The sequence below is a fragment of the Sulfuracidifex tepidarius genome (assembly GCF_008326425.1).
GTDB lineage: Archaea > Thermoproteota > Thermoprotei_A > Sulfolobales > Sulfolobaceae > Sulfuracidifex > Sulfuracidifex tepidarius.
Genome location: NZ_AP018929.1, coordinates 441474 through 464078, shown reverse-complemented (window position 1 = coordinate 464078; position 22605 = coordinate 441474). Strand labels below are relative to the sequence as shown.

Here is a 22605-nt window from a genome sequence, read left to right as displayed (position 1 = left end):
AAAGTTTTGGAGTATTTTCCAGATCAAAACTCTGTTCGCAGAGAGTATTATAATTCATGGGATCTCCTCTTTTTTCTCTAGGCTCATAATGGGTAAGAAACCCTTAATTTCAAGAAAATTTAGGTAGAATCACTCTCCTTCAGGACATTTACCATGTATAAGGTAGCACTGATTTATTAGCGAATCATTGTTATACTCGACTAAAACGGTTTTGGGTCTACCGTTCAGGGGAGAAAATCAGAAGGATTATATAGAGAGGAAGGTGAAAGCCCCGCACCTCTGAGGTGCGAACGGACAGCCTCTTATATTTTAAATAAATCTCTCTTTCTTAACATTCCTTAGTGCTACCGATATCCCTTCCCAGCCAGATTGGGGGCTCAATGGGGCTGCGGAGGGGATAATCACCTTCATTTCCCCTTGAGGGTTACTCGTTAAACGAAAGCCCCAACTTTCCATGTGGGGAGTTCCTTGTCTCAGACCACATCAAACTCGAATTGGTGGTTGGAAAAAGACGAACCATCCTGATAGGGAACCCTTACGGGGAGAGACATCAGAAATAGGAAATCAAGGAAAAGCCTTTCTTTGACTGGAAGACCGCATTCTATTTAGAGACACGAGCTAGTTAGTATTTTTCTACCTTTCCAGGGAGATAGAGGTGTCAATGAAACTCTCCTTCATGAGAGTTATCTCTGTGTGTTAGCCAGAGAGACGCAAACGGAGGTGGTCGAAACTAAACCGCTCTGGAAACTTTCAGGGCGGGACAGATTAAGATAACCTTAAAGACAGTATTCATTTATTAATTTAAAATGTGGCTGGTGCAATTACCTGAGGCAGATTCTTACCACATGGTGTATGCGACCAAGCTTATAGCTATGCTAACAGGGAAACTGAACGAAAACGTCTTCGCACTGATGACTCCTACTAGGGTTCCGTTCATAAGTGTAGGATATCATCAAGAGACGCCTAGAGTAGTTGATCTAGAGCTCGCAAAGAGAGATGGCATTGAAGTCATAAGAAGGGACACCGGAGGAGGTACTGTAATCATTACGGGAAATCAACAAGGGTACAGGATAGGTATAAAGGACAAAGCACCAGGCAAGATAGAGAAAATTTATTCAATTTATCTTTCTCCAGTAATTGATACATTGAGAGAGTACGGTAATCCTCAGCTTAGGGGTCAGGACTTGCTATTGAACGGCAAGAAAATAAGTGGAAATGGCTCCGTAACTTACGATAACATCACATGCATTACAGGTAGCATAATAATAAAGAATGACATTACCGTGTTATCAAAGTATCTTAAGATTTCATCGGAGAAATTTAGGGACAAAATAGCTAAAAGCATGGAGGAATGGGTCACCGGTCTGTCCGAGGAAATAGGAAGGGAAGTTAAACCCGTTGAAATCCGTGAGAAGTTAACGAAGGTACTCGTAGAGAAATATAACGCGAAGGTATACGACTTAAAAGAGGAGGACTTGAGCTATTGGGACGAAGTTTCTGAACCAGAACCAGATTCTCAAAACTACCTATCTCATGTTGACAGGTGTTTCAAAGTTACGTCGAAGGTGTTCCTCTGTAACGAGGAGAAGAAGTTCAGGAAGTTGGTGAGCGTAACGGTCAGAATTGTGGATGGGAGGATAGACGACGCTATAATTTCTGGGGACTACTTTGTCAACCCAAGGAACGCGATCAACGTGTTAGAAGAGGCACTAAAGGGCAAGACCATGGACGAAGTCAGGTGGGTCATAAACGAGTTTTTAAGGGGGGAAATATTTGGTTTCACTAAAGAAGAACTAATCTCGGTTTTTGATGACATAAATAAGAAATATCTACAGCAACAATGAAGATATCGTCATAAGTAAACCGCCTACAGTGAGGAATACAGAAGATGATAGCCATAGGGGCATATGTGAGAGTGAGACCGCCAGCGTGTACCATATACTCAGCGCCATACCAAGGGACACTGAAAGTCCCACTGACGTGGACCTTATACAAGGCTTGAAATAACTTGTCACCAGCGAAGGCATTGCACCCCAAGGTGCTTGTGTTATTATTCCTACTGCAATAGCTACCGCGTAAAAGCTCGACATCGCATAGAAAAGCGGAATTGAAGAAACAGCTACCGCTACACCCCACATTGATAACAATTTCTTGCTATGAAATTTACCCAGGACCAGAAGTGAGGGAAGAGTAAACATCATTGCTAGCACGTAATATATTCTCCCCTCAGGTCCTAGGATCAAGGGGACGAATTGGAAAAAAGATAAGGCTAGAGCCATCATCCCTAAAAACCAGAAAAGCAGTCTCAAAATAACCCTCTGCCTCATAGCCGTGAGTATACCCCCCACTTGTCTCCCATCGCTTTGAATCCTCTTAAAGGTAGGAGTTTCACCTATCCCTAACCTTATCCACATAGCAATAACAGCGAGAGAACCCCCAATGTAGAATAAATATTTCCATGTATAAGTATAAAATCCATGAATAGAAGAGAATATTACGATCAGTAACGTGGCCATTAGTGAGCCGAAGCCGAAACCGCTTTGGACGAAAGCTCCAGCTATTCCCTTTTCCTTACTCCATTCCTCCACGAACACGTAACCGTTGGCGTACTCCCCTCCAGTGAAGACCCCAATACCTATTCTAATCAGTACAAAGAGAACCATTGAAGCCATGCCTATTACCTTAAATGGAGGAATGAAAGAAGTTCCAACTATGAAGAGCGATATGAATAACATAGATAAAACCAGACCGGTCCTCCTCCCTAACTTATCTCCTATATCACCTAAGATTATCCCACCTAAAGGTCTAAATGCCACCGTAAAACCGTAGGAAAGGATGACGTTGATGAAAGTCATTCCAGGAGGGAAGAAAAGCTTAGCGAAAAATGTAGAGAGTATTGTGATAAGGGTAAAATCGTACGCATCAAGTAAGTAACCGAGGAACTGAGCGAAAGAGGCTTTTATCATTTTCGTAATATTTAAGAAATTTTCCTTTATAAAGGTTTATTGTTACACCAATAAGGCGTTATATCGCGGTCCCCCGAACCTCTAAGACCGATCTCGTTTTGTAGCCAAGCTTGAGACCGTTCATCACTCTAGCATATAAAGATGAAGTTGTATCACGCCCAGTTCCGTGTGAGACCTCTTGTGTTTAGAGTTAGCTTCCTTTGACGCTTTTCTTACACTTTCAGGAAAGTGAAGGTCATGTTTATCTCCTGATAGAGAACGTAGTCGGGGAAAACTCCTTGAAAAGTCACGTTCTCACCGCTGTCGGGAAGGAGGAGGGCGTGTATGTAATGCAGTGATAATGGAAAGCTCACGTTCTCCAGTGATAGAGGGACGTTAGTCGGGTTGTAAAGGAAAACGGTGAAGTTGAACTCCTCCCCCTGAAAACCGGTCAAATCCACAGAGGTCTGGTTTGTAGTTGCCGGAGAAGGGAGAACTTTCACCGTGAAGGACGAGAGGGAAGAGGTTGGCTCTCCCACCGGGACGGGGAAGGGGAATCCCTCCGTGATGTAATAGAGGCGGGTCGCGTTCCCAGGGAAAGAGATGAGCCCCCACTCGCTCTCTCCAGGGGAGAGGGTGACCGATCTCAGCCCGTCCACCTTGAAGGGAACTGAGTACACCCCGTCATAGAAAGAGGAAGAGTTAACGTAAGCCTTGGCGGTGGAAATGTCCTTCACTGTGACGTTGAATATGGACAAGCCTTCATAGTTCCTCACAGGGAAAGCCTCCATGACTACTCCGTCGCTCACGTTCAGGGTTAACGTGATATCTGCATAATGGCCTTGCTCGGAGTGAAGGTAGACAGGGACCGCGGTATTCCCGAACACCAACGTTTCAGGTACGCTCACGTTTGCCTCCCCTTGGACGTTTCCGCTCACGTTCAAGGGAATTGGAGATGTGAGGTTCAGGGTTAGCACCTTTTCTCCTGAACCTACGACCGTGAAGTTATACATTTTCTCGTCAAAGAGAATAGTGAGTTTCACTATGGAGACCGAGTATGAAGGGTGGGGTAACTCCATGGGTATTGTGCGATTCTGAAATTTGACCTGAAGACACGTAGGAACCTCTCCTGAGGGAATGACGAACGGGAGCACTCCGTCACCTCTCACTTCCCCCACGGTGTAGTTGGAACCTGGGAATGAGGAGGGAGGGAACACGCCTCCTGAGCTGGTTTTGAGGAGGACATTGGAAGGTGACAGAGTCCCGTTGACGCTGAGGTAAACGTAATAAGCTTGGTTAGGGTCTCCTCCGCTTTCACTGAGAGCAGTGACGTTGAGAACCTTGATTATCTTCACCCCTTCTGTAGTCGTAGAGGTTGTCAACGCGTTATTGTGGTACACGGAGAGAAATGACACGGATAAAATTATGAGTAAGATAGGGATTATCCACCTCTTTTTTCCACTCACATCTTGAGTTGCGTATGCTAATATTAATTTCTCACGCGTTCCCAGACGTCCCTTGATCTGGATCATAGCCATGGAGTGCCTAGTTAGTAACGTGCAATAAATGAAAAAAGTTCACGAAACTCTTACTCATTAGAGAGAGTGAAACGGAGAGGAACGATACGGAGTTAACCAGTGATTAAGATAGCAAGTTGTTATGCCCTGCAGATAGGTTTTTTCATTCCTAATATTCATTGCAATTCTCTCAAGAAGAAACTCAAAGAAAAAGTATAAGAGTCTACGCATACCACTAGTTGAAATATCAGTTTAGCGAAGCAGTATTTGTGCTATTCGTCTTTATCATTAATGACATCTCCAGTTTCAGTTAAGTGTAAGAATGAATAGATTAATGTTTTGGAAAAGTTCTTAGAATACGATTTAGTTGTATATCCTTGGTCTAAAGCTATAAATTTTCTGAAAACACTAACTAGGGAAGCCTATCTTAAAACGTGCAGATTTATAATTTTTGAGTGCGAGTTAAATACTCCTTTATTAATGATGATTTTTTAATATATAATTGTATTAGATACTCATGACTGATTATGATGATTGGAGTGCAAGAAAATTTGAGTTTTAAGAACTCAACTAGGGGATATGTAAAAGTTAGTGACGGCAGTCTAATCTTTTTACGTGTTGCAATTATAAACGCTATACCTTTGCAATCTTCTTTTGGAGTCGAATTTAATGTTAATTTTATCGTTGGAATTTCTTCTCACCCTTCTGAAAGCGCTCTAAATGAGGTCAAGGATAAGCCCATTCTAGAACCTGGCAAGCAGATCAATGAAGGGTGGACTAGTTTGGAGATAGTCGAGAAATCTTCATCTTATGAAGAAGCAGTTTATAAGGATGGAAAAATTGGAGAATATTTAATCAGGGCTGAAGTAGAGCCCTTGATGATATCTAAAAATATTCAATTTAAGACTCCACAAGGTCCACTGTATGCAGTAAGATGGGTCCCTAAAATAAGCTGGAGTAAAATGGGTGAAAAACTTGACACCTAACTACATTACTTGTTCTCATCAAGAAAGTATGCAGTTCGGTATTTCCTCCACTGAACTGCAAACTAATATTACTATTTCCAATAACATTTATACTATTATACTTATTGGCATTAGCGAGAAAGACGCTCTTGAATTGTTAAAACGTTATGCGACAGACGATTGTATAAATGAAATTAAGAAGTTCATAGATATTAAGAACTTGGCGTCGCTTGTCCTTTGGCTACTTAATACTTTTAATTGGATCAGGATATCCTCTATTGATTTAGCAGAAGATATAGAGTCCTCACAGCCACTTTTCGTAGAAATTCATTTAGATAATTGCGGATGGGATGAATGGAAGGAAATAGCAAGGTCTACTAAGGATACTCTAAATAGAGAAGGTATACATGACATTGCTAGTAAAGTGATAATAGTATGCGACCAAGCAATACAGGCGATTTAAAACCTCATAAATTGATAAGTTACTTTGAGAATATTTTGAATGATAATTTATTAGATGAAGTATTTATAAGGAGAATGATTAGTGCTGTATACTTTTCTTTATTTAACTACTGGTCTATAAAAAATATTTGTAAAGGAATAAAGGGTAAAGGTAAGAGAAATGATAGTTTTCCTCACGTACAATTCATTCAAGACCTAGTAGGTAGAGGATTTGATGCACAAATACGTACTATATATTTATTTAGCACGAAAGAGATTAGCTTTTCTTTAGTTTCTCTGCTGGTTTCTCTTACTTTTCCTTTCTTCCAATTATATTTTTTCCTGCTTATTCCGCATTCTCTTTCTAACTCACTATCGCTCTCCTTAAGCTGTCCTAAGAGGTTAAGCACCTCTGAGTCACTTAAAGAGGTTGAGAGGACTTTTGCCAACTTTTGTTTTTCCGCCATGTGTAACTTATTACACAATTAGACTAGTAAAGTATATATCTAATTAAGTTAATCAAACTTCATTATTTCTATTAAAATAGTCTATTTTTTATCACAAGGTCCTTCACCTATTATCTTCTCTTCTTCTGAGGCAACAGAACCTATTAAGTAACTCATTAAGAGGCCTACAATGCTTCCATATGCATTGTTTATCCGTGGCGTAACTTTTTCCTTATTTTTAATTCAGTCACGGGTTTGGGCTTCATAGGATTTCATAATATTTCATATCAATCCTTAGCCCTTGAGCTTCACCAGTGTAACTACCGTTATCCCTCTGCTCCTTTAGCGGGATGACTCGAACCTTTCACGGATGCATGTAAATCCATGCGTAAATTGAAAGTATTAAAAATCAAAGAGAAGTTACGCCACGGGTAAACATAATACTTGATTGGAATAAGTCTCTATGCCCGTGGAATTGGAACGCCCACCGAGTATTTCGTGTATTTTCTCTTGTTCCATTTACGTTACTATAGATTGAATAGTCAGTCAATAATTTAAATCTTTCTTACGAAATGTTTTGTAGATAGCTTAACGTGTTTACTTAATCCTATGGGTTAGAATGAAAATTCCCCTTATTTATAGGATAAGAAGTTGGTTATAGTTACATAGTCGTCTATCACAAGTAATTTGATGGGGGTTCCCAAGTACTCCACTAGGTACTCCCCCTGGGGGAACTCGCCAACGGGTACAAGCCTATCGCACTCGGTGATTCGCGCGTTGGACTTGAGCTCCCCCACCGTGTTCGCAAGGAGAGTCCTAGAGTTCACGTACCACGAGTCGAAGACAGTAGCCTTCACGTTGAAGTCAGCTAGGGAGGGTAACAACTCAAGGAACGCGTCGATCTTCGTCTTGAACTCCACCTCCTCACCCCTCCTCCGTAACTCCTCCTCCACCTTTCTGGTAACGTAAGGAGTGACGTCCACAAGTACAGCTCGCCGTTGGTAAGGTCCCTCATCCCTACCACGAGGAGTTGAATCGCTAGTTCGAACCTCTTGTGAGCCCTGCAGTAGAACACCTGTGTACCGTTCCTCGAGACGGGCATGATCAGGGTAGAGCTTGTGGTTGTGAGTGTCGTCCACGATCAGGAGGACGGGATGGTTTTCCACCAATCTCTTCACTACCTCAATCAGGCTAACCCCAGATGCCTTGTCCAACCCATTCAGAACGGTCTCGTAGTCCATCCCCACCTCCTGGGCTATCTCCGTTGAGTTCCCTCCCGCGACAGCTCCCAGCACGAGCCTCCTAGCCACGTCCTTCCTCACCTCAGTCAATGACTGCATGACTTAGTTGACAGCTTCCTCCAACGCTCTGTAGTACTCCTCCTTCGCCTGCTCCTTGATCATACCCAAATCAAGCACCATAATTTTAAAAAACTTTCACGGTTCGCCTCCCTTATAAGGGTTTTCCAATAAAAGCACTTGAGCTAGATGACTTGATAGTATTTTTCACTTGCTAAGTACAAAATTCTCGTCCTGTAAGGTATGGCAGTTGAGTTGGTTAAAAATCATTAGCCTTAACGGTCAATCTAACTTTCCTATCAAAGCATATCATCGTTCTTGAAAGGAAGTCTTCTCTGCCTAAAATAAGGCTAGGAACATACGCCTTCACCTAAGTTCATGAAGTCTAAAGCGTTACGGCTAAATCTAACGTCTCATTAATTTCTATAAGATGCAAAAAACTCATGTTATATCTTTTTGAGTGAGAAAATAAGGAAAGAGTGTAACTTTCAATTGAAAGATTTATCAATGAAGGTTCGTCAAAACATCTTAGGGAGATATCATTTCTCGTGATGAAAATCTGCTCAAGTGTTTGAAAGTCAGGATTAAATAATATCTCTCTATCTGTCCAGTGAGGCTTCACAATAGCCTTGACGTGAAGTTTCAGCATCAAGAGATGTTGCTCAAGCTCCTCCCTTTACCGGTCTCAGCACCTCTGAGGAACCACACCCAAGGAAGCGACGAGCCCGATCGTCCACACCGACATGTTGAACAGCATGTACTGGTATATCGACAGACTAGAGGTCAGGAATATCACGGGGATGTAAGCCCCTATTGACAGGAACCTAACGATTGCGGTGTAAGTCCCCCTCCTGGAGGTAGGCCACAGCTCCCCCTTTAACGTGTCCTCAGTGAGGCACCCCACGCTGGTGAAGAAGTTCAGGACGATCAGGAGAACCCAGAACAGGATCATGTCGGACGACCAGTAAGGGATAGTGAAGTATATCACCGCGGTCGTGAAAGCTGTGCCCACGAAGGAGAGGAGGAGCATCACTTTCCTAGACAGTGAGTCGGCGAAAGGCGAGATGCCCAGACCGGCTAGGAACTCAGCTATGCTCGCCACTAGGATGATGGTGGCAGTGAGCTGTGGGAAGAAATACGGGCCTGCTACGTAAGTCATGAGATCGAAGCCTATGGTGTTCGCAGCTGCCATGGTCGTGGAGAGTACAAGCCTCAGGGGAATTGAAGGCATCCTCTCCACACTCCCCGTCGGTACTTCCTCCCCGGGTTTGAAGTACTTAGCTACCTCCCTCTCCGCCGCTTCCACGTCCCCTTTCTCCTCCAACCACCTTATGGACTCAGGTATCTTCATCCTTGCATATGCTAGGACCACGAGGATTACGATCGCTGTGACCCCTACCATAAGCCTCTGGAAGGAGATGCTGTCGTAAGCGCTGCTGAGGGCCACCGCGGCGAGGAGGAGGCCCCCGAAGTTGATGAAGTTGACCTCCAAGTACATGGTCTTGCTCCTGTGCCTGTTAGGCATTATCTCGTGGTTCATTACCATGATCGTGTTCATTTCTCCCCCTGCAGCGAAGAGGAGCGGATGACGCTTGCCCCGTCTGTGACTGTCATTCAAGAGCACCACGATTTTTTGCATTTATCCTTTACTACAAACGGGACTATTCATCCTCACACTGGGTTTCGTCAACTTAACTCTATACAGATATAAAAAAGATGTAACATGACCACGGTGTGTTGTTCGACTAGGTTGCACATTTTTCTTAAGACATAGCGATACGTGAATGTAAAAAGCAAATGGAACGGAGGAAGACCTCTTCTTCTCCTCTCCTTAAAGCGTCCTCTCTTCTTCTCTTTATTTTCCTCGCGTCCTCTTCATTCCTTTCCCCCTCTCTTCCTTTTTCTCCTCTTCCTCCTCTTCCCCTCCTCAGTTTCTCTTCCCCTCCCCGTTTCACTGCTCTCCTAACACTTCCATGAGGCGCTTCGCGTGGCTCTCCCAGGAGAGTGACTTAGCGGTCTCCCACGCGTTCCTACCCAAGGGCAGGGGGTCGTCCAGGATCTCGTTTAGCCTCGACGACGCTTCCTCCAAGTCCTTCACCACGAACCCGTTCTCACCTTGTTTCACGAGCTCCTTGCTCCCAAGCCCCTCGTTCACGACCACCGGGACACCGTAGCCCATAGCCTCCAGGACTCCCATGCCGGGTCCCCTCTCGTTGAAGCCGAACCTGACTAGAGCTGAGGCGCGTGAGTAAAGGGACATGAGTTCCTCGTCCTTGAGCTTCCCCGTGACAGTCACTGTGTCGCCGTACTCCCTCTCGAACTGTCTTCGGGTGTCCTCCCTAGCCCACGAGCCAGCCATGATGAACTTTCCCTTCATGCGTCTCGATAACTCGCCGTAAAGACAAGGTTTTCTCCCTGAGTCCCACATGGAAACACTGATGACGAGCCTCTCCCTCGTGTCGCTTATAGTCTTAGCAGGGTAACACCCGGGGTAGACCACATGAGCGTTAAACCCCTTCTCTCTGAGGACTTCTCTGTTCCACATTGAGTTCGTGATCACAGTCTTAGCTTCCCTGAGGATCCTCCTCTCCATTTCCCTGGGGAGGAAGTACTTCAAGCCTGTGGCTGTGAGGGTAGTCTCGTGGAGGTAAAGTGCATACTCCTCCCCGGTCTTCCTCTTCCTCAGGTAACCTGTGATCCCCGCGAACTGGTCGTGAAAGAGAGTGTAGCCCTTTATGGAAGTAGCCTTCATGATCAGGTCCATGTCCACTGTTGCTTCTCTCCCGCGGTGCCCTGCGTAGAACGAGGTGATGAGAGAGGAGAGCCACGGGAGCACACCGCGGCCTTTCTCTCCCCTCTTCCTAAATACAGTGTAATCTATCCCGCTCAAGTCATAGTTTCCTCCAGCGTCCCTATACACGAACAACTTCCAACCCGTGTGTCTAGCTTCCTCTACCGCCATCCTTGGTACTCCGCTGTTCCAGAGAAGCCTTACCGCGATATTCATCTTCTACAAAATGGTGTTCTGGGTAATAAGAAATTATATAGTAATGAATGATAGCCAGGATTTGAGTAACTTGACGTTCTTCTATGTGTTCTAAAGCGTGGGCCCATCTCTCTACTTATCCTCGTATCTGGTCAGTCTTCAGAAGGATAGAGATATGAAAATATAATCATTTACAAACTCCATCTATTTTATTTTTTCACTCTTGTAGAGAAAGTCTCGAGGAGATTTAAGTCATATAAAGGAAATAGATCAGGTTGTTATTAAAAGACTGTAAGACGAGCTTTAAGATTTCTACTAGTAGGTATATCTAAACTAATACTATGGTCAAGCCATTTAAGGAGGAGTTAATTTCAAGTTAACCTGAGGAATTAGTACAAATAACTCATTTTAATAAGTCGAGTTATTAAGTCGAAACATAAGGTTCAAAGGAAGTTAAGGAAAATAAGGGCAAAGTGTTTTTAGTACAAGAGGCCCTATAAAGACAGTATATTAGGCGCTCAGAACCAACTATTTTTACCCTAGCAGTGGAGAGATCCTTAAATATATCGATTTTCAACTCTTGCATTTTAGCTACACCTAGCGAAGTTCATGACCTCCTGTGACGAATCTAAATATTTATCTATATCTATAGATAATTTATATCTATTTTGATTATAGTAATTGAGAAAAACATGAATTACTGCAACTTGCTCTAGTAACGCGGTTAGCGATTACACCTAAAAATCAATCCCTCAAGATATCAAAATATACAAAGAGAAAATCTCCTATGAGATACGAAATCTATTTGATCTTTTGAAGAATTTATCATCTTCTTTTATGGGATAAAAAGGTACAATTTAATTTAACTCAATATCCTTAAAATGGAGGATATAAAACTTAGTCGTCTTGGTAAAAATCCTTCCACTATCTGAACTTCTTCTTTGCTAATTATCTTGAATCCCTTGAAAGCAAGGAGAATTACTAAGATCAATATGAAATCCAGGAAGGGAGGATCTATAGTGACCTCATAGATCCCGATTAAGGGGAACATGGAAAGGATACCTATATCCTTTTTTCTGGGTAAAAATACTGAGGTTCTTATTGCATAAAATACCGTGAAGGAGGAGGAGACTGCAGCTACTATTACCTGAGATATTGCGCCTCCCATAATTCCCATCCTAGGAATCAGGAGAAAAGAGGTTAGTAAAACAAGACCTCCGTTGAGCGTCGAGAGAATCAGGAACGGCCTCAGATCTTTCTTGAATGTCACGATAAAGTTTGTAAGCGACATCACCGAAAATGGAAGTGTAGTTGAGATTAAGAGCAAGATGAAAACTTGAAGTCCGGATTCATATTCAGGAAAGAAGTTATTGATCACTACTTCTCCCACGGGAATTAATATAATCACTGTCAAAAAATTTAGGAGAGAGAGAGAAACCTGAAAGAGAGTGATGACATTCTCCTCTCATCCTTTTCAACGGCCTTGTAAAATGATGCTGCAGGAAGAAGAACGTTACTCAAAGATCCCAAGATCATAGAAGGAACTCCTCCGATTAGAGCTGCGAACTGGTAAATGCCTAAATAGTAAGAACCTAAGAGATAAGAGGTAGTTACTCTATCTCCTTGTGAAGAGAAGAAATTAGCCACATTCGATAGATACAAAGGTGCTCCTTCCCTCATGCTCTTGAAAACGAAAGGTATATCGAACACAGGATAAACTAAACCTATCTTCCTTGAGAGCCAGAAATAGTTCAATGAAAAAGCTAGTAATCCTCCGATTATCCATATTTCCACGAAGAGATAGATGTTGTGGAGAATAACGGCTACTATTGAAATCCCCCATCTAATTACTAGGAAAGCTATGCCAGTAGTTGACCCTTCGGTGTACATATTCATTCCATTCAAAATTAAATTAAATAGTCCTACAGTTAAATATAGGAAAAGATAAGGTATAGCTAGCTTAATGTAAGCAGGAAAAAGGAGTAAGATTAGAAGGATAGGAGAAACAAGAAAAGGAATTGAAAAGAATTTTCCAATTAATTTCCTATCAACTTCTTGTCTAGCGTAAAGGTAAGCCGTCTCCCTAGAAATTATCTGTGAGGGAATTAGGAGAAAGAACGCTGTGACGATAACCTCAAGCAACTGAAGAATTGCAATTTTCCCGAAGAATGCAGGGTTAGAAATCTTAGCAGAGACAACAAAGAAGATCAACGCAGTTATAACATTAACTGTGGTAACGCTGAGGCTCTTCAACCAGTTCTCAATAGGATTCATTCGGTTTGACCTTAAGATATGTTATATTAAAGCTTTTCTCTAATATGCTCTATATAGTTTTACTTTATCAAAATAATTTTAAAATTATTTTGATTTCCTCTATTATGATGGAGATATAATACTAAAATATTATATATTTAATTTAAAATATATATTTAAAAGCTATTTATAATATTAATATTTCAGATAGAGAATTCCATTTAAATTTAATATAATAAAAATATCTTACTTTTATTATTATGATTTTTTCTCTATATTTGTACTTTCGTTCTTCTAGTTTTTCTTGCTAGTTTTTATGAGATTTTAGTTGTTATTATATTCTTTATTATAATATAAACTTTCTATTTTTATTTTTATAAATTATTATTAAAAAATCTCTAAAAAGTGTTATTATTTCTAAATATAAATTTTTTATATATCAAAATTTTTAAGGATTAGAATTATAACTAAGCTAGATCAACTAAAGCTGTGATATAATTCGATGTGGACTCGCATTTAGACTTATTCTCTAATATTTATAGTAATTCAATCATTTCTATCATTATAGAAATCTAATCATTATAAATTTCTCTATTATTTTTTCCTAAATAACATAGACGTCAAACTTTCCATTTGATGTAGCATAAAAAAGAGATTTAAAGCTTTTTAATATTTGTATCGCAGATGAAAGAATGATAGGAGTAGTTTTACCCATTAGAACATTCATTAAGTTCTCTGGAGGAGGAGACGTTCACTCTAAAGAAGTATTATCAAGATTAGCCAAGAGAACTGATATACTTCTGCTTCCTCCCCCAAGTGAAATAATTAATAATTATAGTGAAATTTATAATTATTTAGATAAAATACCATTCAACTTTCCAGATTTTATAAATGGTTTAAAAAATGAAAATCTTAGTTATTCAGATATTTTACATAAATATTCACTATATTTAAATAATGTTAGAATCATATATGATTTTATAAGTTATATACACTTAGATATGACCTCTAAAGGAAGCAAGGCTAAGCTTTTTATAAAGTCTCTAAGCAGAGATATATACTGCAATGAAATGGTATCTTTTGATGCTTATTGTATTGCTAAGATAACAAATAAACCTCTAGTTACTACACTTCAGTCAGAAATAAGGAGTTATGGTGAATCTATAAGGTTTTTGTATGGCAGTACGAAGTATAAGATAGGAGACCCATTATTTGGGTTTAAGCAAAGATACAACTTCCTTAATATAGCTAAATTTGGAAGGATTTTAAACGATCCAATAGTTAAGTATGTGTTAGCAGTAAGTGAAGGTAGCCTAGAGGGATTAAAACTTAAGAGCGAAAAAATTAAGGTTCTTAAACCAGGAAACGCGTTCAATCCTGATCTTTTGCGGTTTAGAACCAAAAATAAGGAGAACTATCTGGTATTCTGGGCTAGATTGTATTATTTGAAAGGAATCTTTGAGATCCCTTATATCATGAGGGAGATAGTTAAGAGACATAGAGATGTTAAACTTTTAATTTTTGGTGAATTTATTAATAATATTGAAAAAGAAAAATTCTTTAATCTAATTAAAAACTTTAATCTAGAGAAACATATAAAATGGCTGGGATTCATTTCAGACGAAGAAAAGTATAAGATAGTCAGCAAAGCGAGAGCTTTAATATACCCATCTCATGTTGATTCCTTTTCGCTAGTAATTTTAGAATCTCTAGCACTAGGCACTCCTGTAATAGCTTACGACCTTCCAGGACCAAAGAGCATATATAGAGATCTAAAAGCAGTAAGATTTGTAAGAGAGTTTGATATAGATAGAATGGCACTTAATGTATTAGATATTCTAAAGATGAAAGACGAAGACTACTTTAGTTTTTTAATATATAATGAGATGCTAGACAAGTTCCTTGAGAGATATAATAGTTGGGATAAAGTAACTGATGAAATCTTAACATATCTTAATAAATAATATGCTCTTAAAATCAATTTAAAGACTTCTCATGTGTTATACTTTATTTTTGAAATTAATTTTTATAATATAGAATTCGAACAATATTTTATTCTTAATATAACTAAAATACTTGTTCTTAATCTATAAAATTTATAATAGTATTGATTCTCTTTAAGCTTTTATATATAAGATTCTTTAATATTTAGATAATTAATTATTTATTTCTTTATTATATTTATAAATTTCTTGTTTAATAAGATGAAAAATGTGCTGAATTCTAATGATCAGTTATTTCCTAATCCACTATGTTCGCTATAATTATAAAAGTTGCACCTTAAACCTTTTATGAGATCAGTTTCCTGTCCTTCTGCACAATTAAATGCCTTGTTTAATAAAACCTAGTATTTTCTATATTATTAGACTATTATAAATGCTTATTAGACTTTTAATAGAATTTCTCCAATAAAATCTAGTCATATTATTTTTTAATCTATTACAATATTTTTCACTAAAAGATAGAATATATTCTAGAGAAGGAAATTCATTCCTAATTTTTATACAGTCTTTGCATACTTCTTGAGGAATTCTAGCATCATTGAATACGATGACCGGAACTCCTCTAGTTTGTGCCTCAACTATAGGTAATCCAAATCCTTCCTCTTTCGTAGGAAAGAAAAAGGCATCAAAAGTATCATAAATCTCAATAAGTTTTTCATCCAGAGCAGGCCCCATGATCCTTATTCTCGGATCTTCTTTGCTCTCTTTTTTTATTTCCTTGAATATCTCGCTATTAGGATCATAACTCCCCCATAGCTCAAATATGATTTTCCTCTCCCTTATTTTTCTAAACATCTTAATTCCCCTAATAATGTCCTTTCTTTCGGCGTCAAGTCTCCCAATGTATCCAAATCTTATCACGTCGCTTTTCCTGGTCTTATGTGAGGGCGTCGTGAAGAATTTCTCTTCGACTCCGGGATTCACTACGAAGATCCTTTTATTATAACTCAACTTTTCTATATCTTCCTTAACTATGCTTGAAACCGCTATCACCGCATCTGAACTTAGTATGCTTTTTAGGTAAACTTTCTGCATCAAAGGCGATGGCTTTGACTCCTTATACCTCAGAAAGAATAGGTCATGGACTGTAGTTACCCATTTTGCCTTGCCTCTCCTTATCGGAAAGAAGGGTTTTGGTGACAATAGATGGATAATATCGTAGTCTGAATAATTACGAATTATTCCCTTACCTACGCTAACAAATGAAGACAAGTTAGAGGAATAGTCAAAAAGCGGATAAAGGCTTACGTCATTCTCTCCTTTTAATCCTTCATATATTTCCCTAACATATCTCCCTACCCCTGTTACTTTGCTTATATCTTCGATGACATCATTCTTGCTTGATATTAAGAGTAATTTCATCCAGTTTGTTATTTACTGTGAATTGTTAAAGCTAATTATGTAGATAGCATGTTTGTCACTTCGGCGATAAGCTGAAAATTATTTCGGAGATAATTGTTTTTTATTTAAGCATATTCCAAAGTAGCAAGCATATAATCTAACCCATCATCTATATTAATCGTATCATATATACGATTTAATGATCTCAGTTCGCTTATTTTTCTAAATCTAATTACTTGAGAATCTCTAGCTTGATATGAATCTTTAGCATAAACAGGAACATTAAATGCCGCAGCAAGTCTCATAGTACCTGAGCTTTGACGTTTTGAATCCTGAAAAAATACAAAAGCTTTACACTCCGCCAATTCATTAATTAGCTCATCTTCTGTAAAATAATCTTTTATTTTTACGTCTAAATTTTTTGATAATATTCCAATACTTTTAAGAAAAGCAGTATAATACTTATTTGGTAGTAGCTTATTTATTGATATTACGAGTTTTTTATGACCTTTTAGAAATATAATTTTCTCATAATGTTTAAATACCATGGAAAACCCAAACGAGCACCAATCATATTTTTTCTCGACTTTCGGCATTTCTATATCATATCCAATATGAGGAGTGTAAAACCAATTTATTGGGAGGTTAATTGGGAAAGTATGAGTTAGATATACTAGATCCTTTCTGACATTTGCTAGATTAGAATGGATTTCTACGTAAGAACCTCTTTCAAAAGAGTTTAGATCTATATCTAAGGAACTTTCGTATTCGATGAGCTGAACGCAACCCGTTTTTGCGACTCCTTCAAATACCTTTATTCCTCTTTTCTCTAATCTTTTCTTAAGAATCTTAGAATATTCTGTAATCCCCTCTCCATCTACGTTAGGATGATAAATATATATTTCATTAATTTCTTTCTTTTTAATATTCTTCTTATTTGATATAAAATTTAGAAAAATCAAATCTTCTAGTTTTATAGAATCTTCTAAGAACAACCCCTTCTGTTCAAATAGTGATATAATTTCATCAACATTAACAGTACTATCTAAAGTAAGCATTATGTGAGTATAGTTCTTTATTATCGTAGAGAGTTTTTCTGCTAGCTGTTTAAAATTACTTACATGTCTATTGATTCTGATGCCTATGACTGCATCAAAGAAGTTAGGGGGAAAATTGATATTGAAAATATCAGTATTAATATAATGAATTTTCCAATAATATTTTTGATTATATATATATCTACGTTGGTATCTATGCCAATAATCTTATAAAACGGCCATATCTCAAATAACAATTCATTATTATAGGAATATAAGTCTAATATTCTACTTCCATTAGGTATTTTTGACAGCTTCCCCTTAATTATCTTATAGTCAAAATTTATTGTATCTGCCATTTCGAACTAATAGTATCATCTAAACTCAGCAAGAATAAGTTTTTAACGGATCTTAAAGCAAGGATAGTAAATCCATTTAAGATTTATATTATCTTACCCAAATAATTTTCTTTATATAAAATTATTATTAAATATATTATAAATTGAAATAAATTTGTAGTAACTAAAGTATGATCGAGAAATTCGTCACTCAAGTTTTTTATTAAAAAAAGGAGAGTTGTTTTGATGAAGATTCTAATCTCACCTCCAATGAGATTCGGCGAAGAATTCACTGGTGCAGCAAGGAGGACTCTAGAAGTTTATAGTAGAATAGATGAGGAAGTTTATTTATGTATAGATAAAAATACTTTAAGCAAGGTAGACCCTGATATTTTACCTCTCTTAAAGAAATTTAAACTTGTGGAGAGTAGTAGCACTTTGAAGAGAGATTATATCCAAGGTTTATTGCACTGTTTGTCTGCAGCTAGAAAAGTTGACGCAATATTAAGTTATTCTGAGTTCTCGCTTAGTGTGTCTTACTCCTATATTCTTTCTCTTCTCTCCAGTAAACCCATTTTAATCTTTGTCCATCATGTGACCGAAGAGCTTAGAGGGGAGTCGAGACTGCATTTACTTATAAAATTAGCATTCAAAAGGAGTAAAGGGATAATTTGTTTAGATAGTCCTGAGGTCTTTAACGAGTTAAAGAAAATATTTCCAAAGAAGAAAATTTTGATATCTACTAACGGTATTGATACCGAGAAGTATTATAGTTCTGATGAGAAAATATGCGATGGTCTCTTTATAGGTAATTATGGTGAGAGGAAGGGTATTCAATATCTTTCAAAGATTTGGGGTCTCGTTGCCGAGAGAAAAAGCGACGTAAAACTCTGCATATTAGGAAAAGGTTGGAAGGAACTTCCAAAAAACGCAGTCTATTATGGATTTGTAAGCGAAGAGAAAAAGAAGGAAATTTTAGCTAAGTCTAAGGTCTTCATATTCCCCTCACTTTACGAAGGGTTTTCCTTAGCTACTGCAGAAGCTTTAGCTTCTTACTTACCAGTAGTAACATGGGACTTGCCTTGGGCTAAGAGGTTCTTAACTGTAAAGATATCTCCTTATGACGTAGAAAAGTTTTCACATATAGTAATAGACCTTCTCGACAACGAGGAGAAAAGAAAAAAGTTAGGGAAAGAAAGCAGGAAATTTGCTGAGACTTTAACTTGGAAAGCTGCAAGTGACATGGAAAAGAAGGCGTTATATGAAATTCTTTATCATTGAATCTATTGCATTAGCCACGTTATCCCATGAAGAATGCAGCGCGATAAACTCGTTCAGTTGGACGTCGGTAAACATCTTCTCAACCTTTTCATTGTTAAACGTGACTATCTCTTCAACTTTTCTAGCTAGAGACGCAACATCGAATTCCCTTACAAAGAACACGGGTTTAAATTTATAGACAGAAGTCAGAGAAGGTAGATCATAAGTTATCACGGGAGTTCCCACAGCCAAAGCTTCAAGTACGGTAACCGAGAAAGCCTCTTGATGCGAAGGTAAAATTAAACCCTTGGCTCTGGACAGTATTTCATACTTCTCTTCCTCAGATGCGTTTTCAATTACCTCTATACTTAGGTTCTTGGCTTGCTTAACTATGGATTCTTGTTCGGAATAACCAATCATTTTTAATTTGAAATGTTTACCTACTTCTAATGCTTCATTAGCTCCTTTAGCGGTATTTATTCTTCCGAGAAAGACGATGTAATTATCCTTTTCAAAGTTCCTATATTTTAAAGCTAGGGGATTAAAAGCGTGAGGAGGAGATAAAACACGCAAGTTGAAGTATTTTGGTAAGTTCGTGTACTTGAACACTCCATCGTTCATAACTGCAATGAAAGAAGGTTTCTTCCTTAAAGATTTAGTTAAAAATATAATATTTTGGAGCCGTTGAATGCTGCAGAACTCTATTGCACTTTTTCTATTAGACCATATTTTAGTCCAATTTTTTATACAATTTAGAAACGATTCTTTTTCTAGTAATGAATTATGTGGATCGGTCATCAGCAACATTCCATATTTTCTCCCTAATTCTGACAGTAACAAGGACGACATTAATTGAATCCTATAATTATGAGGAACATAAATGAAATCCAGACCGCCTATCTCTTTCTCATAACCGTCTTTTAATTCTTTAGATAGAGGAGAGAACGTGAATAGCTCTCTACCTAGTGTTACACGAGGTCGTCTATCTAATACACTTTCGAAAAACGAAGGAACGTTTGCGTATTTCTTAATCTCTTTCAATCTATCATCAGAAATACCGTCTAAAAAGGCGTGAGTAGTTGGTAAGTAATAGAGCTTATAGTGGGTTGAAATTCTCTTAATAACCTCCCTAACATGTTTTTCTGATCCCGCATTAAATTTACTAATTGCTCTTGAGTCTACCAAGCCTAATGATAACATTATTGATGATCCGTTCTATACTTCCATTAAAAAGGTTCCTATAAATGATAAGGTATATAAACAATGCATAGAAAAATATGTCTACTGTTATTATTAGTAGATTAGTAATAAAACCTAGTTTTAGCGAGACAGTTGACTTTCCTTTCGATATAAGAACGTGCTGGCCGAAGACATTAGTACCCAATGTTTTCCCGTTACTCACTTGTACTCCTCCATAGGGTAGAGGTAAAGAAGTTTCCACTAAGTAATCTGGACTGCTTTTGATACTAAATTGTGCTGTTAATTGATTAAAAGAGAAATTAATTGGTTTAGATACTAAGTTAGCAAGGTTTAGGTTTTCTGGAATAATAATAGTCCAAGGCCTAACATTTAACTTCTCCTTATTTAAAATGTCTATATTACTTATATTCCCCTTCTGATCTATAATATAAGATCCATGAAGAACAGTGAGGTTCGCGCTTTCATTGAATAGTGAAATGTAATTTCCATTATCGATGCAGGGGTTCAATAACATGTTAACAGTATCGTTAGTCTTTAATGGACTAATTATTGCTGGAGTATAATCAAGTAACGGATAAAGTAAACATTCTGCATTAAACAAAATAGTTTCGTTAGATGAGTTGACATAAATACCCATTTTAGCTTCTCTAAATACTGAGGCGTTTGGTTGCTCTAGTAAGTATACGTTACCTTTAGCGTAAATTAGTTTTAATCCTGAGCTATTAAGGTAAGAGTAGATAAAGGAGTTGCTTATAGGTATATAGGAGGTATTGTCAATAAAGAGATATTTTATTCCAGCTATATCGTAAGCTAATGGAGTCTGATTAACGTAAGTTGTCTGCGGAGAAGATATCGTTTCGTAACCCGGCATAAGAGGGGGAGAAAGTGAAATAAATTGGTAATTTGTCCACTTTTCACTGAAACCTCCTTCACCTACGTATGCTACTCCTGCAGTAGATGTTGATAATAAGTTCATTACGTGAACCCATTGTGAGGGAGGATTCAATGGATAATAATATCCTTCCAAAGAAACTCCATTACCAGGGAAGGCTCCGTCGTGTTGGCTTGGGTAAAGGGTTCCGTCAAAATACTGCCAACTAGCGAAGCTCATAATTAAAATTAATACTATTCCAATTATATATTTTATTTTGATTTGCTTGAATTTATTTAATATATAATTTAAACCTATAGCTCCTAATATAAGTGATATTGAAACGTTAGTCCATTCTGCATAAAATGGAATTGCAAATGTCGTGGACATAATTCCTCCAACTATTGGCAGCTTTGATGGAAGAACATCGAATATGTAAGTGAACTCCTTAAAAGGGAAGTTAGTCCCGCTTTCTATTCCTATCATAAATAAGAGAATTAATAATAACTCTGCTGATATCAATTTCCTAGATTTATCAAAAAGAGATATAACAGCTATAAATATAAAAATAAAGAGAGAAGAGACCCAAAGATACGAAACAAAGTCATTTGGAAATAACATTTGATCATTGAAACCGTAAGCTGGCAAGTAGAACCATTCATCTCTAGGGTAAAAAAGTATGGAAGGAGATGAAGGAATGACAAATGGCCACCAACTACTTATAAATGCAAAAAGGTTCGGGAAGCCTGCGTTCTGAGAAAAGCCTGCAATATAGGATAGGCTATCAGGCCTTAATGCACTAAAACTCGCAGCTTTAGCTAGTGATTTAGTAATTAGCGAAGGATATATGAAGATGTAATAAGTATATAGTAGAAATGGCAAAGATGTAAGGAAAATGCCCGCTAGATTTTTAATGATTTTAAGAAACGATCTTCTGAATTCAAAAACAGAAAATGACACTAATATAATCAAGATATAAATAAACCAAATGTAGAACCTAGGATCCATCATTGCGGAAAATCCTAAAGCTATACCTGAAAGTATGAGCGCTTCTTTAGAAAGGTTAACGTTATTTAATTGTACATTAGTAAGATTTATTAAAACAAATGTTAATGCAAGTACTCCTAATATTACATTAAACCAATCAGAAGCTATAAACTGTATATAAAGTGGAAATAGATAGAAAAATAGAATTAATAATATCTTTATACTAAAATTATATATCTTTAAGACACTAAGAATTAAATCAGTTAATTTCCAAAGTATAACGTATATAATGCTAAACATTAATATCAGATATATTTTAGCAAGCACGATAACATTGTCACTTGGTATAAGATACATGAAAGAATATAAAACGCTCTGTACATTAGGCGAGACCCCAGTCTCAGGCGAGTACGTAAAAAGAGGGTAGAGATATTTAACTTCGTATCCAGAGAAAAATGGAAACTCTGGGTTGTAGTAGTTTAAGTATCCATTACCAAATAAATATCCAGATATAGGAATAAAAGAAAATAGCCAAAACAATAAGAACATTAATTTTCTATATCTGTTATTAACATCAAGCACCAAATACTCTCCTGGCTTTTCCTTTTTAATTTTTTCGTGTTACTCTATTGGTTAACCGTTCTAGAACATTCAATTGTCCCTACTCCTATAAATATGTTGACCAACATCTCTAACACATGATAAAAAGGTACAAAA

General features: G+C 37.7%; 16 protein-coding genes and 1 pseudogene. 5 read left to right on the top strand and 12 right to left on the bottom strand.

Annotated features, from left to right (window positions below):
- Positions 1-806: 806 nt before the first annotated feature.
- Positions 807-1844 (top strand): lipoate--protein ligase, encoded by a 1038-nt coding sequence (locus IC007_RS02195; protein ID WP_054846445.1) that lies wholly within the window; start codon positions 807-809, stop codon positions 1842-1844.
- Here the strand turns inward: IC007_RS02195 and IC007_RS02190 are convergent.
- Both IC007_RS02190 and IC007_RS02185 read right to left on the bottom strand, forming a co-directional pair.
- Entirely contained in the window at positions 1830-2966 is a 1137-nt protein-coding gene (locus IC007_RS02190; protein ID WP_054846446.1) for an MFS transporter, read from the bottom strand. The genes IC007_RS02195 and IC007_RS02190 overlap by 15 nt on opposite strands.
- Before the next feature lie 212 nt (positions 2967-3178).
- Entirely contained in the window at positions 3179-4411 is a 1233-nt protein-coding gene (locus IC007_RS02185) for a hypothetical protein (RefSeq protein ID WP_149528280.1), read from the bottom strand.
- A 578-nt stretch (positions 4412-4989) separates the two neighbouring features.
- Here IC007_RS02185 and IC007_RS02175 point away from each other — a divergent pair.
- Together IC007_RS02175 and IC007_RS02170 are read left to right on the top strand one after the other, a co-directional pair.
- The gene (locus tag IC007_RS02175; protein WP_149528279.1) at positions 4990-5448 is read left to right on the top strand and encodes a hypothetical protein; all 459 of its coding nucleotides are present in this window, start codon (positions 4990-4992) and stop codon (positions 5446-5448) included.
- Positions 5449-5476: 28 nt separating this feature from the next.
- On the top strand, positions 5477-5890 hold the full coding sequence (locus IC007_RS02170; protein WP_232048976.1) for a hypothetical protein: 414 nt from the start codon (positions 5477-5479) through the stop codon (positions 5888-5890).
- Between the two features lie 187 nt (positions 5891-6077).
- On the opposite strand, the gene IC007_RS13145 is transcribed toward IC007_RS02170, so the two are convergent.
- The 6 genes and pseudogenes from IC007_RS13145 to IC007_RS02135 form a co-directional block, all read right to left on the bottom strand.
- Positions 6078-6335, bottom strand: coding sequence for a hypothetical protein (locus IC007_RS13145; RefSeq protein ID WP_054846448.1), 258 nt, complete (start codon positions 6333-6335; stop codon positions 6078-6080).
- 611 nt (positions 6336-6946) lie between these two features.
- Positions 6947-7654, bottom strand: coding sequence for a hypothetical protein (locus IC007_RS02160; RefSeq protein ID WP_439646436.1), 708 nt, complete (start codon positions 7652-7654; stop codon positions 6947-6949).
- Between the two features lie 643 nt (positions 7655-8297).
- The gene (locus tag IC007_RS02150; protein ID WP_162302160.1) at positions 8298-9230 is read right to left on the bottom strand and encodes an MFS transporter; all 933 of its coding nucleotides are present in this window, start codon (positions 9228-9230) and stop codon (positions 8298-8300) included.
- A 145-nt stretch (positions 9231-9375) separates the two neighbouring features.
- Complete coding sequence (locus tag IC007_RS02145) at positions 9376-9567, bottom strand: hypothetical protein (protein WP_054846451.1); 192 nt, start codon at positions 9565-9567, stop codon at positions 9376-9378.
- The gene (locus IC007_RS02140; RefSeq protein WP_149528277.1) at positions 9564-10619 is read right to left on the bottom strand and encodes a glycosyltransferase family 4 protein; all 1056 of its coding nucleotides are present in this window, start codon (positions 10617-10619) and stop codon (positions 9564-9566) included. The genes IC007_RS02145 and IC007_RS02140 overlap by 4 nt, the downstream gene beginning before the upstream one ends.
- Positions 10620-11460: 841 nt before the next feature.
- Positions 11461-12872 (bottom strand): annotated as a pseudogene (locus IC007_RS02135) (oligosaccharide flippase family protein).
- A gap of 671 nt (positions 12873-13543) precedes the next feature.
- Here IC007_RS02135 and IC007_RS02130 point away from each other — a divergent pair.
- Positions 13544-14815: a glycosyltransferase gene (locus tag IC007_RS02130; RefSeq protein ID WP_149528276.1), complete on the top strand. Its 1272-nt coding sequence runs from the start codon at positions 13544-13546 to the stop codon at positions 14813-14815.
- A gap of 390 nt (positions 14816-15205) precedes the next feature.
- Here IC007_RS02130 and IC007_RS02125 read toward each other — a convergent pair whose 3' ends face one another.
- Positions 15206-16216 (bottom strand): glycosyltransferase, encoded by a 1011-nt coding sequence (locus tag IC007_RS02125; RefSeq protein ID WP_054846864.1) that lies wholly within the window; start codon positions 16214-16216, stop codon positions 15206-15208.
- 104 nt (positions 16217-16320) lie between these two features.
- Positions 16321-17253 (bottom strand): hypothetical protein, encoded by a 933-nt coding sequence (locus IC007_RS02120; RefSeq protein ID WP_054846863.1) that lies wholly within the window; start codon positions 17251-17253, stop codon positions 16321-16323.
- A 563-nt stretch (positions 17254-17816) separates the two neighbouring features.
- On the opposite strand from IC007_RS02120, the gene IC007_RS02115 reads away from it, so the two are divergent.
- Positions 17817-18851, top strand: a complete 1035-nt coding sequence (locus IC007_RS02115; protein WP_149528275.1) for a glycosyltransferase family 4 protein — start codon at positions 17817-17819, stop codon at positions 18849-18851.
- On the opposite strand, the gene IC007_RS02110 is transcribed toward IC007_RS02115, so the two are convergent.
- Positions 18828-20030: a glycosyltransferase gene (locus IC007_RS02110; protein ID WP_054846861.1), complete on the bottom strand. Its 1203-nt coding sequence runs from the start codon at positions 20028-20030 to the stop codon at positions 18828-18830. The two genes, IC007_RS02115 and IC007_RS02110, sit on opposite strands and share 24 nt — an antisense overlap.
- Positions 19993-22470, bottom strand: coding sequence for a hypothetical protein (locus IC007_RS02105; protein ID WP_232049068.1), 2478 nt, complete (start codon positions 22468-22470; stop codon positions 19993-19995). Before IC007_RS02105 ends, IC007_RS02110 begins: the two co-directional genes overlap by 38 nt.
- Between the last annotated feature and the right edge of the window lie 135 nt (positions 22471-22605).

Coding starts and splice junctions, on each gene's coding strand:
- IC007_RS02120 (WP_054846863.1), bottom strand. CDS start 17,253: ATGCTTACTTTAGATAGTACTGTTAATGTTGATGAAATTATATCACTA.
- IC007_RS02175 (WP_149528279.1), top strand. CDS start 4,990: ATGATGATTGGAGTGCAAGAAAATTTGAGTTTTAAGAACTCAACTAGG.
- IC007_RS02125 (WP_054846864.1), bottom strand. CDS start 16,216: ATGAAATTACTCTTAATATCAAGCAAGAATGATGTCATCGAAGATATA.
- IC007_RS02115 (WP_149528275.1), top strand. CDS start 17,817: ATGAAGATTCTAATCTCACCTCCAATGAGATTCGGCGAAGAATTCACT.
- IC007_RS02160 (WP_439646436.1), bottom strand. CDS start 7,654: ATGCAGTCATTGACTGAGGTGAGGAAGGACGTGGCTAGGAGGCTCGTG.
- IC007_RS02190 (WP_054846446.1), bottom strand. CDS start 2,966: ATGATAAAAGCCTCTTTCGCTCAGTTCCTCGGTTACTTACTTGATGCG.
- IC007_RS02110 (WP_054846861.1), bottom strand. CDS start 20,030: ATGTTATCATTAGGCTTGGTAGACTCAAGAGCAATTAGTAAATTTAAT.
- IC007_RS02195 (WP_054846445.1), top strand. CDS start 807: ATGTGGCTGGTGCAATTACCTGAGGCAGATTCTTACCACATGGTGTAT.
- IC007_RS02130 (WP_149528276.1), top strand. CDS start 13,544: ATGATAGGAGTAGTTTTACCCATTAGAACATTCATTAAGTTCTCTGGA.
- IC007_RS02140 (WP_149528277.1), bottom strand. CDS start 10,619: ATGAATATCGCGGTAAGGCTTCTCTGGAACAGCGGAGTACCAAGGATG.
- IC007_RS13145 (WP_054846448.1), bottom strand. CDS start 6,335: ATGGCGGAAAAACAAAAGTTGGCAAAAGTCCTCTCAACCTCTTTAAGT.
- IC007_RS02170 (WP_232048976.1), top strand. CDS start 5,477: ATGCAGTTCGGTATTTCCTCCACTGAACTGCAAACTAATATTACTATT.